This window comes from Streptomyces sp. NPDC015139 (assembly GCF_043079785.1).
Lineage (GTDB): Bacteria > Actinomycetota > Actinomycetes > Streptomycetales > Streptomycetaceae > Streptomyces > Streptomyces albidocamelliae.
The window spans coordinates 345,783-358,866 of record NZ_JBIBUW010000008.1 but is presented as its reverse complement, the minus strand read 5'-3'; the positions used below and the strand labels follow the sequence as shown (position 1 = coordinate 358,866).

The following is a 13,084-nucleotide window of genomic DNA, read 5'->3' as shown; positions in this document are numbered from 1 at the left end:
CCGGGCCGGGATTCCGCTCGCCACGCCCCGTCCGCCCTTCGGCGCCGACCTCCCCGGCGGTGGCCGGGAGGGCGTACCAGCCGGCGCCGGGCAGTGGGTCGCTCAGCCCACCGCCTCGGCCGACGGCTCCTCGGCCGTCGGTGCCGGGGCCGGGGTGGCCGAGCGGTGGCGGGGGAGGAACGCGGCGAGGACGAACGCGAGGGCCGCCGCGCCCGCGCCGATGGCCATGACGACCTTGAAGCCGTTCTCCGACGGCAGCGCGTGACCGCCGAGGCTGATCGTCAACCGGGCCAGGATCACGCCCGCGACCGCGCTGGCCACCGAGGTGCCGATGGACCGCATCAGCGTGTTGAGGCTGTTCGCGGCGGCCGTCTCCGACGCCGGGACAGCGTCCATGATCAGTGCGGGCATGGCTCCGTAGGCGAAGCCGACGCCCGCGCCGATCACGCAGGACACCAGGACCAGCTGCCAGAGCTCGCTCATCAGCGCGATGCCGAGGCCGTACCCGACCGCCACGATCACCGCACCGGTCATCAGCGTGGTCTGCGGCCCCCGGGACTTCGTGATCATCGCGGAGACCGGGGCCATGGCCATCATCACCAGGCCCTGCGGTGCCATGACCAGACCCACGGTGAGCATGGACCTGCCGAGCCCGTAGCCGGTCTGTGCCGGCAGCTGCAGCAGCTGCGGCATGACCAGGGACATCGCGAACATCGAGAAGCCGAAGGCGATCGAGGCCAGGTTGGTGAACAGCACCTGGCGGCGGGCCGTGGTGCGCAGGTCCACCAGCGGGTGTGCCGTGCGCAGTTCGAACCATCCCCAGGCGGGCAGGACGACGGCCGCGAGCGCGAACAGGCCGAGGGTGGTGCCGCTGCCCCAGCCCCAGTCCGCGCCCTTGGAGACGGCCAGCAGCAGCGAGACGAGCCCGAGTGCCATGCCGAGCGCCCCGAGAAGGTCGAAGCGGCCACCGGTGCGCACACCGGACTCGGGCACGAGGCCCAGCACGAGGGCGAACGCGACGACGCCCACGGTCGCGGAGGTCCAGAACAGCACGTGCCAGTCGAAGTGGTCGGCGATGAACGCCGCGGCGGGCAGGCCCAGCGCACCGCCGACGCCCAGCGACGCGCTCATCAGCGCGGTGGAACCGGCCAGCTTCTGTGGCGGCAGCTCGTCGCGCATGATGCTGATGCCGAGCGGGACCACGGCGGCGGCGAGTCCCTGGAGCGTACGGCCCGCGATCATCGGCACCAGCCGGTCGCTGAACGCGCAGACCACCGAACCGGCCACCAGCAGCACCAGGCTGACCAGCAGCAGGCGCCGCTTGCCGAACATGTCGCCCAGCCGGCCGGCCACCGGGGTGGCGACGGCGGCGGCCAGCAGCGTGGCCGTGACCGCCCAGGCGGCGTCGGACGGCGCGGCGTGCAGATGGCCGGGCAGCTCGGGGACGATCGGGATCACCAGGGTCTGCATCAGCGACACGGTGATGCCGGCCAGGGCCAGCACGGCGACGACGGCACCCGGACGGGGCGGAGCGGAGCTGCCGGCCTCGGCGGGCCGGGCGGGGGCGTCGGACATGGGAGGGGAACCTTCCGGAGGAGGGCAGGAGCGGGCGGCCGGTTCGACGATCCGACGCCTTTTAAGTCAACTGATTGACTTACTCTAGCGACCGGGGGCGGCGCTCCGCACGGGGCCTGTCGGGAGCGGCCGGACGCGCCCCGTAGGCTGCCCCCCGCTGGACCTCGCCGCCCCGGTCGAGGACCTGGGGCGGCACGCGGGACCGGCCGGCCAGGGCGATGCGCAGTCCCGGAGCGGTGGTGAGCATGGCGCGCAGGACGGCGCGGGCCGAGCAGGTGAACGCGACACGGGAGGCGATCCTCGCGGCGGCGGAGCGGCTGTTCGCCGAGCACGGCGTGTACGCCGTCTCCAACCGCCAGGTCAGCGAGGCCGCCGGGCAGGGCAACAACGCGGCGGTCGGCTACCACTTCGGCACCAAGGCGGACCTGGTCCGTGCGGTGGCCCGCCGGCACGCCGACCGCATCGAGGTGCTCAGGGAGCGGTCCCTCGCGGCCGCCGGCGACTCCACGGACGTACGCGACTGGGTCTACTGCCTGGTGCGCCCGGTCACCGAGCACCTGGCCGGCCTCTCCAGTCCCACCTGGTACGCCCGCTTCTGCGCCCAGGTGATGACGGACCCGGCGCTGCACGAGATCATGGTCGAGGAGTCGCTGACCTCCCCGGCGCTGCGGCTGGCGATCGAGGGGCTGGACCGCACCCTCCCCGAGCTGCCGCCCGAGGTCCGCGCCGAACGCGGCCAGATGGTCCGCCTGCTCATCCTGCACACCTGCGCCGAACGGGAGCGGGCCCTGGCCGAGGGCGCCCCGACCCCGCGCGCCGGCTGGAACGAGGTCGCCACGGGGCTCGCCGACGCGATCGTCGGCCTGTGGCTGGCACCGGTGAGCGCCACGCGCTGACCGCGCCACGCGCCGACCGCCCGCCCGCCCGGAGCGGGGCGGTCAGCGGCGCGCCGTGGCGATGCTCACCGCGTTGGCCGCCACCACCGCCGCGATGCCCGCCCACTCCGGCCCGCCCATCTCCTGGCCGAGCACCACCAGGCCGACCAGGGCCGCCAGCACCGGATTGACGCTCATGAACAGGCCGAACGTCTGTGCCGGCACATGGCGGAGCGTCAGCAGGTCGGCCAGGTACGGCACGGCGGAGGAGAGGAGACCGGCGGCCACGGCGCACAGCACGGCCGCCGTCGTCGGTGGATGGCGCAGCGCCACCAGGACACCGAGGGGCAGGAAGGCCAGGGCCGACACGGTGGAGGCCGCCGCCGCGCCCTGCGCGCCCGGTATGCGCCGTCCCACCACACGGTTGAGCAGGATGTACGACGCCCAGCAGCACGCGGCGACCAGACCGAGGGCCATCCCGGTGCAGTCCGCGGACGGACGCGGCCGCATCAGGACGACGACCCCCGCCCCGGCCAGCAGTGCGCAGACGGCGTCGAGCCGGCGCCGGGAGGCGGCCAGCGCGATCGTCAGCGGCCCGAGGAACTCCAGCGTCACGGCCAGGCCCAGGCCGATCCGGTCGACGGCGGTGTACAGGCTCAGGTTCATCGTGCCGAACACCACGGCCAGCAGGAGCACCGGCCACCACTGCCGCCGGGTGAAGCCGCGCAGCCGCGGCCGGGCCACCGCGAGCAGGACGACGGCGGCGACGTACTGCCGTACCGCCACCACGCCCAGCGGGCCGAGGACCGGGAAGGCCAGGGCGCCGACGGCGGCGCCGGTCTGGTTGGAGAGCCCACTGCCGATCATGGTGGCCACCCCGGTGAGCCGCCCGGGCGTGGGCAGGGGCGTCGTCGCGGCCACGGGCGCGGTACCCGCCGGGTGTTCGAGAGCTCGTCGCATGCCCGGATCGTGCGCCCGCCCGGTCCTTGCGCAAAATGCATGCGTCGGCCGATCTATACGCTGCACGTATGCACGACATCGACCTGCGTCAGCTGCGCTGTCTCGTGGCCATCGTCGACGAGGGGACGTTCACCGACGCGGCGATCGCCCTGGGCGTCTCCCAGGCCGCCGTCTCCCGCACGCTCGCCTCGCTCGAACGCGCCCTCGGGGTACGCCTGCTGCGGCGCACCTCCCGCGAGGTGACCCCCACCGCGACCGGCCTGCGGGTGGTGGCGCAGGCCCGGCGGGTGCTCGCGGACGTGTCCGCACTGGTCCGGGAGGCCACCTCGGGGCACACGCGGTTGCGCGTCGGGTACGCCTGGTCGGCGGTGGGCCGGCACACGGTCGCCCTCCAGCGGCGCTGGCGCGCGGCCCACCCGGAGACCGACCTGCACCTGGTGCGCGTCAACTCGCCCTCGGCGGGCCTCGCCGAGGGCGCCTGCGATCTGGCGGTGGTCCGGCGGCCGCAGGACGACCGGCGTTTCGACACCGCGATCGTCGGCCTGGAACGGCGGCTGTGCGCCCTGGCCGCCGACGATCCGCTGGCCCGGCGCCGCTCGGTGCGGCTCGCCGAACTGTCGGACCGCCTGCTGCTGGTGGACCGCCGTACCGGCACGGCCACGCCCGAGCTGTGGCCGCCGGACGCGCGGCCGGCCACCGAGGAGACGCACGACGTCGACGACTGGCTCACCGTCATCGCCGCCGGCCGGGGCGTCGGGGTGACGGCCGAGTCCACCGCGAACCAGTATCCGCGCCCCGGGATCGTCTACCGGCCCGTGCGCGACGCCGAACCGGTCGCCGTACGGCTCGCCTGGTGGCGCGACGATCCGCACCCGGCACTCCAGGCCGTCCTGGAACTGCTCACCGAGCTGTACCGGTCGGCCTGAGGAAGCGGCACGAGGGAGTGCCGCCCATAGCGCGAACAAAATTGTTGACAATTCTGTCTGGCTAGATTTAGGTTCGACAGGCACTCACTCAGGGAGGGCACATGCCGAAGGAAGCCCGTCCGACCACCGGAGAGCAGGCCAAACAGCACGCGCTCGCGCAGCTGCGGCAGGCGATCCTGCACGGCGAGATGGCGCCGGCCCAGCGGCTGGTGGAGAACGAACTCGCCGAGCAGTTCGGTGTGACACGGGCCAGCATCCGCGCGGCGTTGATCGATCTGGAGGCGCAGGGACTGGTCGAGAGGATCCGCAACCGCGGTTCGCGGGTGCGGGTGGTGACCGTGGAGGAAGCGGTCGCCATCACGGAGTGCCGCATGGTCCTGGAAGGGCTGTGCGCGGCGAAGGCCGCCGTCGCCGCGAGCGACGAGCAGCTGGCCGGACTGGCCGACCTCGGCGCGGCGATGGAGAAGGCCGTCGCCGACGGCGAGCCGGTCACCTACTCCGAGCTCAACCACCAGCTCCACGACCGGATCCGGGAGATCTCCGGGCAGCAGACCGCGGTCGAGCTGCTGGAACGGCTGAACGCCCAACTGGTGCGTCACCGCTTCCAGTTGGCACTCCGGCCGGGGCGCCCGCAGCAATCCCTGAACGAGCACCTGGCGATGATCGAGGCGATCGGGGCCAGGGACCCGCAGGCGGCCGAAGCGGCCGTCCGCGCCCACCTCGCCAGTGTGATCGACGCGCTCGGCGACTGACGAGCCCCGGCACCGACCCGCTCCGGCGGGGAAGTACCGGGGAGTCGGAGTCGCCGAACGGCAGAACGCGTCGCGCGCGGGACGCGGGGACGGGCGCGCACCTGTCCACCGAGGCGCGGCGGACCACCGGACACCTCCGGCGGCCCGCCGCGCCCGAAAAGGGAGAACCCGCAATGACGCACGCCAACGCGCCCGCACCCCCACCCCGTTCTACCCTCGTCGTCACCGCGCACGCCGGCGACTTCGTATGGCGCGCCGGCGGAGCGATCGCCCTGGCATCGTCCCGGGGCGAGAAGGTCACCATCGCCTGCCTGACCTTCGGCGAGCGCGGTGAGTCCGCCAGGGCGTGGCGCGAGGGCCGGACCCTCGAGGAGATCAAGGCGATCCGCCGGGAGGAGGCGGAGCGGGCGGCCGCCACCCTCGGCGCCGAGGTCCGCTTCTTCGACGCGGGTGACTACCCCCTCGTCGCGAGCGCCGAACTCACCGACCGGCTCGTCGCCGTCCACCGGGAGACCCAGCCCGACGTCGTCCTCACCCACCCGGTGGAGGACCCGTACAACGGCGACCACCCGGCCGCCAACCGGATGGCCCTGGAGGCCCGCGTCCTCGCCCAGGCGATCGGCTACCCGGGCCCCGGCGAGATCATCGGCGCCCCGCCCGTCTTCTACTTCGAGCCGCACCAGCCCGAGATGAGCGGCTTCCGGCCCGAAGTCCTCCTCGACATCACCGACGTCTGGGAGACCAAGCGCAAGGCGATGGAGTGCCTCGGCGCCCAGCGGCACCTGTGGGACTACTACACCGACCTCGCCGTCCGCCGTGGCGTCCAGCTCAAGCGGAACGCGGGCCCGAACCTCGGGCTGCCCCACCGGACCCTCGCCGAGGCCTACATGCGCCCCTACCCGCAGATCGCGAAGGAGCTGGCATGAGCGGCGTGATCGTCACCGGCCCGCCGAGGGCCGCGGCCACGGACGTCGAGGCGCTCGCCGGGTACGGCGTCGCCACCGTGCACGAGGCGATGGGCCGCACCGGGCTGCATCCTTAGCGTCTTGCGCACACCGGGTCGGCCGCACGAGCCGCGCAGGCCCGCTTCGAAGTCCCCTCCAGGGAACGCCGCCTGGACGAGAGGAAAACAACGATGTCCTCCTCCCCGCCCCTGTCCGCCCGCGGCCGCAGACTGGCTCCGCTGGTCGTCGGCCTGTGCTGGCTCGCCGTGCTGTTCGACGGCCTCGACATGTTCATCTACGGCTCGGTGCTGCCCCACATGCTGGAGGGCAAGGCACTCGGGATCACCCCGGGCCAGGCCGGCGACCTCGGCAGCTACGCCACCTTCGGCATGCTGGTGGGCGCCCTGACGGCGGGCACGGTCGCCGACCGCATCGGCCGCAAGAAGCTGATGGTCGGCTGCGTCACGCTGTTCTCGCTGGCCTCCGGGATATGCGCGGTCTCCGGGTCCGTCGCCGTCTTCGGGCTCGGCCGCACCCTGGCCGGTGTCGGCCTCGGCGGCCTGCTGCCCACCGCGATCTCCATGGTCTCCGACTACGCCCGTGGCGGCCGCGTCGCCCTCACCATCGGCGTCCTGATGACCGCCCACCACGCGGGCGGCATCCTCTCCGCCTACGTGGCCAAGTGGCTGGTGGAACCGGCCGGCTGGCGCGCCGCCTTCTCCGTCTGCGTGGCCCCGCTGCTGTTCGTCCCCGTCCTGGCGAAGGTCATGCCCGAGTCGCTGAGCTTCCTCGTCGCCAAGGGCCGCACCGAAGAGGCCCGCGCCCTCGCCGCCCGCTACGAGGTCGAACTCCCCGACCGGAACGCCCCCGAGGCGCCGGCCGACCGCTGGGGCGCGCTGCTCGGGCTGTTCCGCGGCGGCGAGTGGGCCCAGACGCTCCTGTACTGGCTCGCCTCCTTCGGCGGCCTGCTCCTCGTGTACGGCGTCGCGACCTGGCTGCCCACCCTGATGCGCGGCGAGGGCTACGATCTCGGCTCCGCCCTGACGTTCGTCGTCCTGTTCAACCTCGGCGGCATCGTCGGCATGCTGGTCGCGGGCCGCGCCTCCGACCGCTTCGGCGCCCCGCGCATCTCCGCGGTCTGGTTCGCGCTGACGGCGGCGGGCGTCTTCCTCCTCAGCGTCCGCATGCCGCTGGGCGTGACCTGCCTGGTCGTCCTCCTCACCGGCGTGTTCCTCAACAGCGCCCAGACGATGATCTACGCGACCGTCTCCATCCGCTCCACCCCCGGCAACCGCGCCACCGCCGTGGGCTGGACCTCCGGCATGGGACGCTTCGGCGCGGTCTTCGGTCCGTGGCTCGGCGGGCAGCTCCTCGCCGCGGGCAACGGCGACTGGGGGTTCACCGCCTTCGCCCTGGCCGGCGTCTCGTCGACGGTGTTCATCGGCGTGGCGGCCCTGCGCTCGTCCAGGCGGCCGCGGCCCGCCGGCACCGGGCAGCCCCTGGTCACCACCGGCTGACCCGGGACCCCCGTTCGGCGCCGCACCCGAGACCCCGGGGTGCGGCGCCGTGCCGCTCTCACCCCTGCTCCTCCAGGTCCGCGTCCAGGCCCGTGCAGGCCACCTTGCCGTCCGCCTCGGCGCACGCCTCCACTCCCCGGGGCGAGGGCACGAAGAGCATCGGGCTGCTGTCGCCGGCGGTGTCGTGGGCGGAATAGCTCGCCGAGAGCACGTCCTGCCCCGCCCGGACCGACACCTCCCGGGCCCGCGGCGAGCGCATCCGCACCTCGGACCAGGCCGTGCCGCAGGCGGGGGACCAGCGCAGCCGGACGGTGTAGCCGCGGGCGTCGACCGAGCTGCGGGTCTGCGCGTCCCGGGTGCACGCCGAGGCGTCGGGCAACTCCCCCTGGCAGGCGGGCCCGTGGCAGCGGGGCACCGCCGGGAGGGTCTGTGCGGCGGGCGCGGTTCCCGGCCCGCCCGACAGGCCGAGCGTGGCGCCCAGGGCCGCCGCCGCTCCGCACAGGACGACCGCGGACAGCGGCAGCCAGGCGCGCCGGCGGTTCGGGCGGGGCGGGGGCTGCGGGCTCGCGGAGGGCCGCGCGTCGGCGGCGTCCCACAGGGGCAGGACGGCCTCGGGGGCGCCGCCCGCCAGCCGGCACAGCGCCTCCACGGCGGCCCGGGGCGGCCGCTGGGCGCCGGACAGATAGCGGTGCCAGGCGGACTTGCTGTACGGGGTGCGCGCGGCCAGCGCCGCGAGACTCAGCCCGGTGCGGTCCCGCAGTTCGCGCAGGCCGGCCGTCAGGCGTTCGTCCGGCGTGGTGGATCGTTGGGGGTGCCCCATCGTGCGTTCCTCGACTCCCATCCGCTATGGGCGGTTTCGCCCCTGATGTTCGGAATGACTTCCCCGTCAGGAGGTCGCTGCAACGCCGGAGAGGTAGGAGGAAGGTGAGGCCCGGGCAGGCCGAAGGCCCGTTCGGGGGTCGTCGAACGGGCCTTCGGTGTTCAGGGGGTGCGGTGGTGAGGGGGCGTCAGCACCAGGAGAGGGTGCGGTACGGACGCACGTAGCGGGCCGACACGTAGCCCCGGTGGTGCGGCAGGCGGTACCAGACGCGGTTGCCACGCACCCACGAGCCGTGGGTCCGGCAGGCGAGCCGAACGGTCCGGTACGCGTGCCGGTGGCCGATCACCCGGTAGCCGGTGCCGGGGCCGGAGCGGACGTTGAGCCGGGCGCCGTGGGTGACGACACGGCCCGTGGCGGCGGCGACGACGCGGTGGCCGGTGGAGCGGAGCGGGACTCCGGGGACGGTGAAGCGGTGGATGTGGTGGTGCCGGGCCGGGTGGGTGCGGTGGTGCAGCGCGGTGGCGCCGGGCGCCTGTGGTGCGGCCGCGCCCGCCGTGGCGGCACCGGCCGCCGTCGGCAGGAACGCGAGCAGGGACACCGCGGCCACCAGGCCGCCCTTGAGAGTCCGTCGGATCATGGAAACCTCCGGCTGTCGTTCTCGTGACCACGAGCAGTGATCACGACGGCCAGCCTTGCCGCGGCGGCCCCGGGACATGCCGTGCCCGCGTCCCGCGGGACGTCCCGGACGTCCCCCGGGACGCGCCCGGGCGCCGCGGGGCGCCCCACCAGGCCGGTGCGGGGGACACGTCTCGCCGTCCCGCCCGCCCCGGTGGACGCCGGTGCGACCCGGCCGTACGAGGCGGGGGGAACGGCCCGCCCGTGCTTACCGTCCAGTAATATCCGGCGGCAGATCACCAGAGGAGGAACCGTGCCCCGGTCCGAACGATCACCCCTGCTGCTAGCCGGGCTCCTGGCCACCGCCGGAGTCGCCCACTTCGCCGTTCCCCGGCAGTTCGACGCCACGATTCCCCGGATGCTCCCGGGCTCGCCCCGCACCTGGACGTACGGCAGCGGGGTCGTGGAACTGGCCCTGGCGGCCGGGATCGCCGCACCTCGCACGCGCGCCGTCGCCGCGAAGGCGGCGGCGGCGTTCTTCGTCGGCGTCTTCCCCGCCAACGTGCAGATGGCCGTGGACTGGCGCCACCGGCCGGCGCCGTTGAGGACCGCGGCCCTGGCCCGCCTGCCGCTCCAGCTCCCCCTGGTGCTGTGGGCCCGTGGGGTCGCCCGCAAGGGGGAGGGGCGGTCATGAGCGAGCGCATCGAGATCGGGGACAAGGCCGACGACTTCGCCCTGCCCGACGAGACGGGCACGGTCCGCCGGCTCGGCGAGCTGCTGGCCGACGGGCCGGTGGTCCTCTTCTTCTACCCCGCCGCCCTCACCCCCGGCTGCACCGCCGAGGCCTGCCACTTCCGGGACCTCGCCGCCGAATTCGCCGAGGCGGGCGCCCGGCCCGTGGGCATCAGCGGGGACACCGTCGAGAAGCAGCAGGAGTTCGCCGGACGGCACACCCTCGGCATGCCGCTGCTCTCCGACGCCGACGGCGCGGTCCGGGAGCGGTTCGGCGTCAAGCGGGGCTTCTCCCTCGCCCCGACCAAACGCGTCACCTTCGTCATCGCCGAGGACCGCACGGTGCTGGAGATCGTCCGCAGCGAGCTGCGCATGAACACCCACGCCGACCGGGCACTCGCCGCCCTGCGGGCCCGCCGGGGCTGAGCCGGCCGGTCCCGCGCTTGATGCACCGGACCGATCGGATCATCCTGGGCGTATGGAGCATGTCGCCGCCGTGGCGTTCATCGACGCCCGAGGCCGGGTGACCGGATGGAGCGAGGGCGCGCGGCTGCTCACGGGCCACCCGGCCGGGGACGTCGTGGGCCGGCCGGCGGCCGGCCTGCTCGCTGAGGACGTCACCGCCGACGCGCTCGCCACCCGCTGCGGCACCGTCGCCCTGCGGCACCGCGACGGCCACCGTGTCGAGGTGGCTCTCACCGCCTGCCCGGTCCTCGGGCAGGACGGTGAGGTCACCGGGTACGCGGTCACCGCCGACCAGGAAGCCGCGCCCGCCCCGACCCTGGCCGCCCGGGCCTTCGAGCAGGCGTCCATGTCCATGTCGGTCTTCGACCTCCGGCAGTGCTACCTGCGGCTCAACGAAACCGCCTGCAAGGTCATGGGTGTCTCCGAGGCCGGGCTGACCGGCCGCTTCTTCTCGGACACCGTCGAGGACGGCGAAGCCAACCAGGGTCTCCTGCGCCACCTGGAAGAGGTCGCCGAGACCGGCAGGCCGATCCGCTACGAGAGCTTCGCCCGCGCCCCCGCGCTCAACCGGGAACATCTCTGGAGCATCGAGATGTGGCCCCTGCGCGGCGACTCCGGTGAGATGACCGGCGTCGCCATGGCCGCCTTCGACAACACCGAGCAGTACTGGGCGCGCCGCCGCCTCGCCCTGCTGAACGAGGCGGCGACCGGCCTCGGCACCACCCTCGACGTGGTCCGCACGGCCGAGGAACTGATCGAGATCCTGGTCCCGCGGTACGCCGACTTCGCGAGCGTCGACCTGCTCGACTGGGTGCTCGGCGCCGAGGAGCCGCCGATCACGGCCGAATACGGAGCCCCGGTCCAGCGCGTGGCCCACGGCTCCGCCCGTCCGGGCAGTCCCGGAGCGGCCATGCGCATCGGCGAGACCGACGCCTACCCGCCGCTCTCCCCGCCCGCCCGGGCGCTGCGCGAGGGCCGGGCGGTACTGGCCCAGGCCGGCGAGCCCGCCTTCGTGGAGTGGCTGGCCGAGCGCAACAGACGCTCGCCCGCGGGCCGCGATCTCCGCCTGGGCGTCCACTCCATGATCGCGGTGCCGCTCCGGGCCCGCGACACCACCCTCGGTGTCGCGGTCTGCGTCCGCGTGGTCCACCCGGACGGCTACGGCCCGGACGACGCCGTGTTCGCCGAGGAACTCGCCAGCCGCGCCGCCGTCTGCGTCGACAACGCCCGCCGCTTCGCCCGCGAGCGAGCCACCGCCCTGGCCCTCCAGCACAGCCTGCTCCCGCGGGGCCTGCCCGGACAGGCCGCGGTCGAGGTGGCCCACCGCTATCTGCCGTGCGGATCTCTGGCCGGCATCGGCGGTGACTGGTTCGACGTCATCCCGCTCTCCGGCGGCCGGGTCGGCCTGGTCGTCGGCGACGTCGTCGGCCACGGCATCCAGTCCTCGGCCACCATGGGCCGGCTGCGGACGGCCGTGCGCACCCTCGCCGACGTCGACCTGCCGCCGGACGAACTCCTCACCCACCTCGACGACCTGGTCACCCACCTGGCATCCGAGGGCAGCGCCGAGGAGGTCGCCGAACTGGGCGCCACCTGCCTGTACGCCGTGTACGACCCCGTCTCGCGCCGCCTCGCCCTGGCCGCCGCCGGTCACCCGGCCCCGGCCGTCGTGCTGCCCGGCGGCACGGCCGAGTTCGTCCCGATGGCCGCCGGGCCGCCGCTGGGCGTCGGCGGTCTGCCCTTCGAGGCGACCGAACTCGAGTTGCCCGAGGGCTCCGTCGTCGCCCTCTTCACCGACGGGCTGATCGAGGACCGCGACCGGGACGGCGACCGGGCCACCGAGGAACTCCGCCGCGCGCTCGCCGCACCGAGCGACTCCCTGGAGTCCCTCAGCGACAACGTGCTCAAGGCCGTCATGCCCGAACAGCCCATCGACGACGTCGCCCTGCTCCTGGTCCGCACCCGTGCCCTCGGCGCGGACCGGATCGCCACCTGGGACGTCCCGCCGGACCCGGCCGAAGTCGCCACCTTCCGGCGGGCCGCCGGCCGGCAACTGGCCGCCTGGGGCCTGGAGGAGGAGGCCTTCGTCACCGAACTCGTCGTCAGCGAACTGGTCACCAACGCCATCCGCTACGGCACCCCGCCCATCAAGCTCCGCCTGATCCGCGACCGCGCGCTCATCTGCGAGGTCTCCGACGGCAGTTCCACCTCCCCGCACCTGCGCCGGGCACACGTCTACGACGAGGGCGGCCGGGGACTGCTGCTGGTCGCCCAGCTCACCCAGCGCTGGGGCAGCAGGCAGACGGGCAGCGGCAAGACCATCTGGGCGGAACAGCCGCTGCCGGGCACCTGATCACTGGAACGAGCAGCCCGGGTTCGGCGCGTCCTCCGAGAACGGGGCGCCGTGCGGCAGCACGTAGAGCACGTCGAGGACGACCGGGACGTCCCCCAGATTGCGGCCTATGTGGACGTTGCCCGGCCCGGCCGGCTCCTTTATCGAGGCGCCCGCGCGGTACACGCCGTCCGAGGCGCAGCCGGAGTCGAAGTGGCTCAGGGTGCCCTGCTTCACCACGCCGTACAGCGGGCCGTCGTGGTAGTGCCAGCCGGTGCTCTGACCGGGCGGGACAGTGATCTCCCGCAGGGTGTAGTCGGTGCCGCCGACGGTGTACCGGGCGAGAAGCCTCGCCGTCACCCCGGGCCCCGGAGGGGTCGCCCCGGCGGTGCCGCAGGTGAGGGTGGTGACGGCGGTGAGCATGCCGACGACGGCCGTGCGGAGTGCGATGCGCATGCGGGAGCCTCCGGGGACGCGAGCGGGTGTCGCCGCGAACATAGAGGCCGCGTAGGCGTGTTGTGGCCGGAACCCGATGATCCGGATTCAGCCGCCGGCCGGCCGCGCCCGTGGC

General features: G+C 74.2%; 13 protein-coding genes and 1 pseudogene. 9 read left to right on the top strand and 5 right to left on the bottom strand.

Translation table 11 applies throughout. From position 1 onward, the window contains the following. Positions 1–102: 102 nt before the first annotated feature. A complete protein-coding gene (locus tag ACF08B_RS23770) occupies positions 103–1,575 on the bottom strand; it encodes an MFS transporter (protein WP_392319215.1) in 1,473 nt (490 codons plus the stop codon). A gap of 245 nt (positions 1,576–1,820) precedes the next feature. Between ACF08B_RS23770 and ACF08B_RS23765 the strand changes: the two genes are divergently transcribed. Next, a complete protein-coding gene (locus ACF08B_RS23765; RefSeq protein ID WP_392319214.1) occupies positions 1,821–2,471 on the top strand; it encodes a TetR/AcrR family transcriptional regulator in 651 nt (216 codons plus the stop codon). A 42-nt stretch (positions 2,472–2,513) separates the two neighbouring features. On the opposite strand, the gene ACF08B_RS23760 is transcribed toward ACF08B_RS23765, so the two are convergent. Further along, positions 2,514–3,326: a DMT family transporter gene (locus ACF08B_RS23760; protein WP_392319263.1), complete on the bottom strand. Its 813-nt coding sequence runs from the start codon at positions 3,324–3,326 to the stop codon at positions 2,514–2,516. A gap of 152 nt (positions 3,327–3,478) precedes the next feature. Between ACF08B_RS23760 and ACF08B_RS23755 the strand changes: the two genes are divergently transcribed. The 5 genes and pseudogenes from ACF08B_RS23755 (at position 3,479) to ACF08B_RS23735 (ending at position 7,549) form a co-directional block, all read left to right on the top strand. Beyond that, positions 3,479–4,336 (top strand): LysR family transcriptional regulator, encoded by an 858-nt coding sequence (locus ACF08B_RS23755; RefSeq protein ID WP_392319213.1) that lies wholly within the window; start codon positions 3,479–3,481, stop codon positions 4,334–4,336. A gap of 101 nt (positions 4,337–4,437) precedes the next feature. Beyond that, positions 4,438–5,088, top strand: coding sequence for a GntR family transcriptional regulator (locus tag ACF08B_RS23750; RefSeq protein ID WP_392319212.1), 651 nt, complete (start codon positions 4,438–4,440; stop codon positions 5,086–5,088). A gap of 173 nt (positions 5,089–5,261) precedes the next feature. After that, entirely contained in the window at positions 5,262–6,014 is a 753-nt protein-coding gene (locus ACF08B_RS23745) for a PIG-L deacetylase family protein (RefSeq protein WP_392319211.1), read from the top strand. Then, positions 6,011–6,121: pseudogene (locus ACF08B_RS23740) on the top strand (4-carboxy-4-hydroxy-2-oxoadipate aldolase/oxaloacetate decarboxylase); the annotation flags it as partial. The gene ACF08B_RS23745 and the pseudogene ACF08B_RS23740, both read left to right, overlap by 4 nt. Before the next feature lie 102 nt (positions 6,122–6,223). Next, positions 6,224–7,549, top strand: a complete 1,326-nt coding sequence (locus tag ACF08B_RS23735; RefSeq protein ID WP_392319210.1) for an MFS transporter — start codon at positions 6,224–6,226, stop codon at positions 7,547–7,549. Positions 7,550–7,607: 58 nt separating this feature from the next. Here the strand turns inward: ACF08B_RS23735 and ACF08B_RS23730 are convergent, their stop codons facing one another. Further along, positions 7,608–8,369 carry a DUF2690 domain-containing protein gene (locus tag ACF08B_RS23730; protein WP_392319209.1) on the bottom strand — a complete coding sequence of 254 codons (762 nt, stop codon included), beginning with the start codon at positions 8,367–8,369 and terminating at the stop codon, positions 7,608–7,610. 187 nt (positions 8,370–8,556) lie between these two features. After that, positions 8,557–9,006, bottom strand: a complete 450-nt coding sequence (locus ACF08B_RS23725; protein WP_392319208.1) for an SH3 domain-containing protein — start codon at positions 9,004–9,006, stop codon at positions 8,557–8,559. A 291-nt stretch (positions 9,007–9,297) separates the two neighbouring features. Between ACF08B_RS23725 and ACF08B_RS23720 the strand changes: the two genes are divergently transcribed. Genes ACF08B_RS23720 through ACF08B_RS23710 form a run of 3 tightly spaced genes read left to right on the top strand, consistent with a single transcriptional unit; the run spans position 9,298 to position 12,534 of the window. Continuing rightward, positions 9,298–9,678 carry a DoxX family protein gene (locus tag ACF08B_RS23720; RefSeq protein WP_392319207.1) on the top strand — a complete coding sequence of 127 codons (381 nt, stop codon included), beginning with the start codon at positions 9,298–9,300 and terminating at the stop codon, positions 9,676–9,678. Beyond that, positions 9,675–10,142, top strand: a complete 468-nt coding sequence (locus ACF08B_RS23715) for a peroxiredoxin (RefSeq protein WP_392319206.1) — start codon at positions 9,675–9,677, stop codon at positions 10,140–10,142. The genes ACF08B_RS23720 and ACF08B_RS23715 overlap by 4 nt, the downstream gene beginning before the upstream one ends. A 52-nt stretch (positions 10,143–10,194) precedes the next feature. After that, entirely contained in the window at positions 10,195–12,534 is a 2,340-nt protein-coding gene (locus tag ACF08B_RS23710) for a SpoIIE family protein phosphatase (protein WP_392319205.1), read from the top strand. Here ACF08B_RS23710 and ACF08B_RS23705 read toward each other — a convergent pair whose 3' ends face one another. Beyond that, positions 12,535–12,969 (bottom strand): cupin domain-containing protein, encoded by a 435-nt coding sequence (locus tag ACF08B_RS23705; RefSeq protein ID WP_392319204.1) that lies wholly within the window; start codon positions 12,967–12,969, stop codon positions 12,535–12,537. Positions 12,970–13,084 lie beyond the last annotated feature (115 nt).

Bases quoted from the DNA above. Each gene is read 5' to 3' on its own strand.
- ACF08B_RS23765 (WP_392319214.1), top strand. From the start codon at position 1,821: ATGGCGCGCAGGACGGCGCGGGCCGAGCAGGTGAACGCGACACGGGAG.
- ACF08B_RS23715 (WP_392319206.1), top strand. From the start codon at position 9,675: ATGAGCGAGCGCATCGAGATCGGGGACAAGGCCGACGACTTCGCCCTG.
- ACF08B_RS23750 (WP_392319212.1), top strand. From the start codon at position 4,438: ATGCCGAAGGAAGCCCGTCCGACCACCGGAGAGCAGGCCAAACAGCAC.
- ACF08B_RS23725 (WP_392319208.1), bottom strand. From the start codon at position 9,006: ATGATCCGACGGACTCTCAAGGGCGGCCTGGTGGCCGCGGTGTCCCTG.
- ACF08B_RS23770 (WP_392319215.1), bottom strand. From the start codon at position 1,575: ATGTCCGACGCCCCCGCCCGGCCCGCCGAGGCCGGCAGCTCCGCTCCG.
- ACF08B_RS23735 (WP_392319210.1), top strand. From the start codon at position 6,224: ATGTCCTCCTCCCCGCCCCTGTCCGCCCGCGGCCGCAGACTGGCTCCG.
- ACF08B_RS23755 (WP_392319213.1), top strand. From the start codon at position 3,479: ATGCACGACATCGACCTGCGTCAGCTGCGCTGTCTCGTGGCCATCGTC.
- ACF08B_RS23745 (WP_392319211.1), top strand. From the start codon at position 5,262: ATGACGCACGCCAACGCGCCCGCACCCCCACCCCGTTCTACCCTCGTC.
- ACF08B_RS23730 (WP_392319209.1), bottom strand. From the start codon at position 8,369: ATGGGGCACCCCCAACGATCCACCACGCCGGACGAACGCCTGACGGCC.
- ACF08B_RS23705 (WP_392319204.1), bottom strand. From the start codon at position 12,969: ATGCGCATCGCACTCCGCACGGCCGTCGTCGGCATGCTCACCGCCGTC.
- ACF08B_RS23710 (WP_392319205.1), top strand. From the start codon at position 10,195: ATGGAGCATGTCGCCGCCGTGGCGTTCATCGACGCCCGAGGCCGGGTG.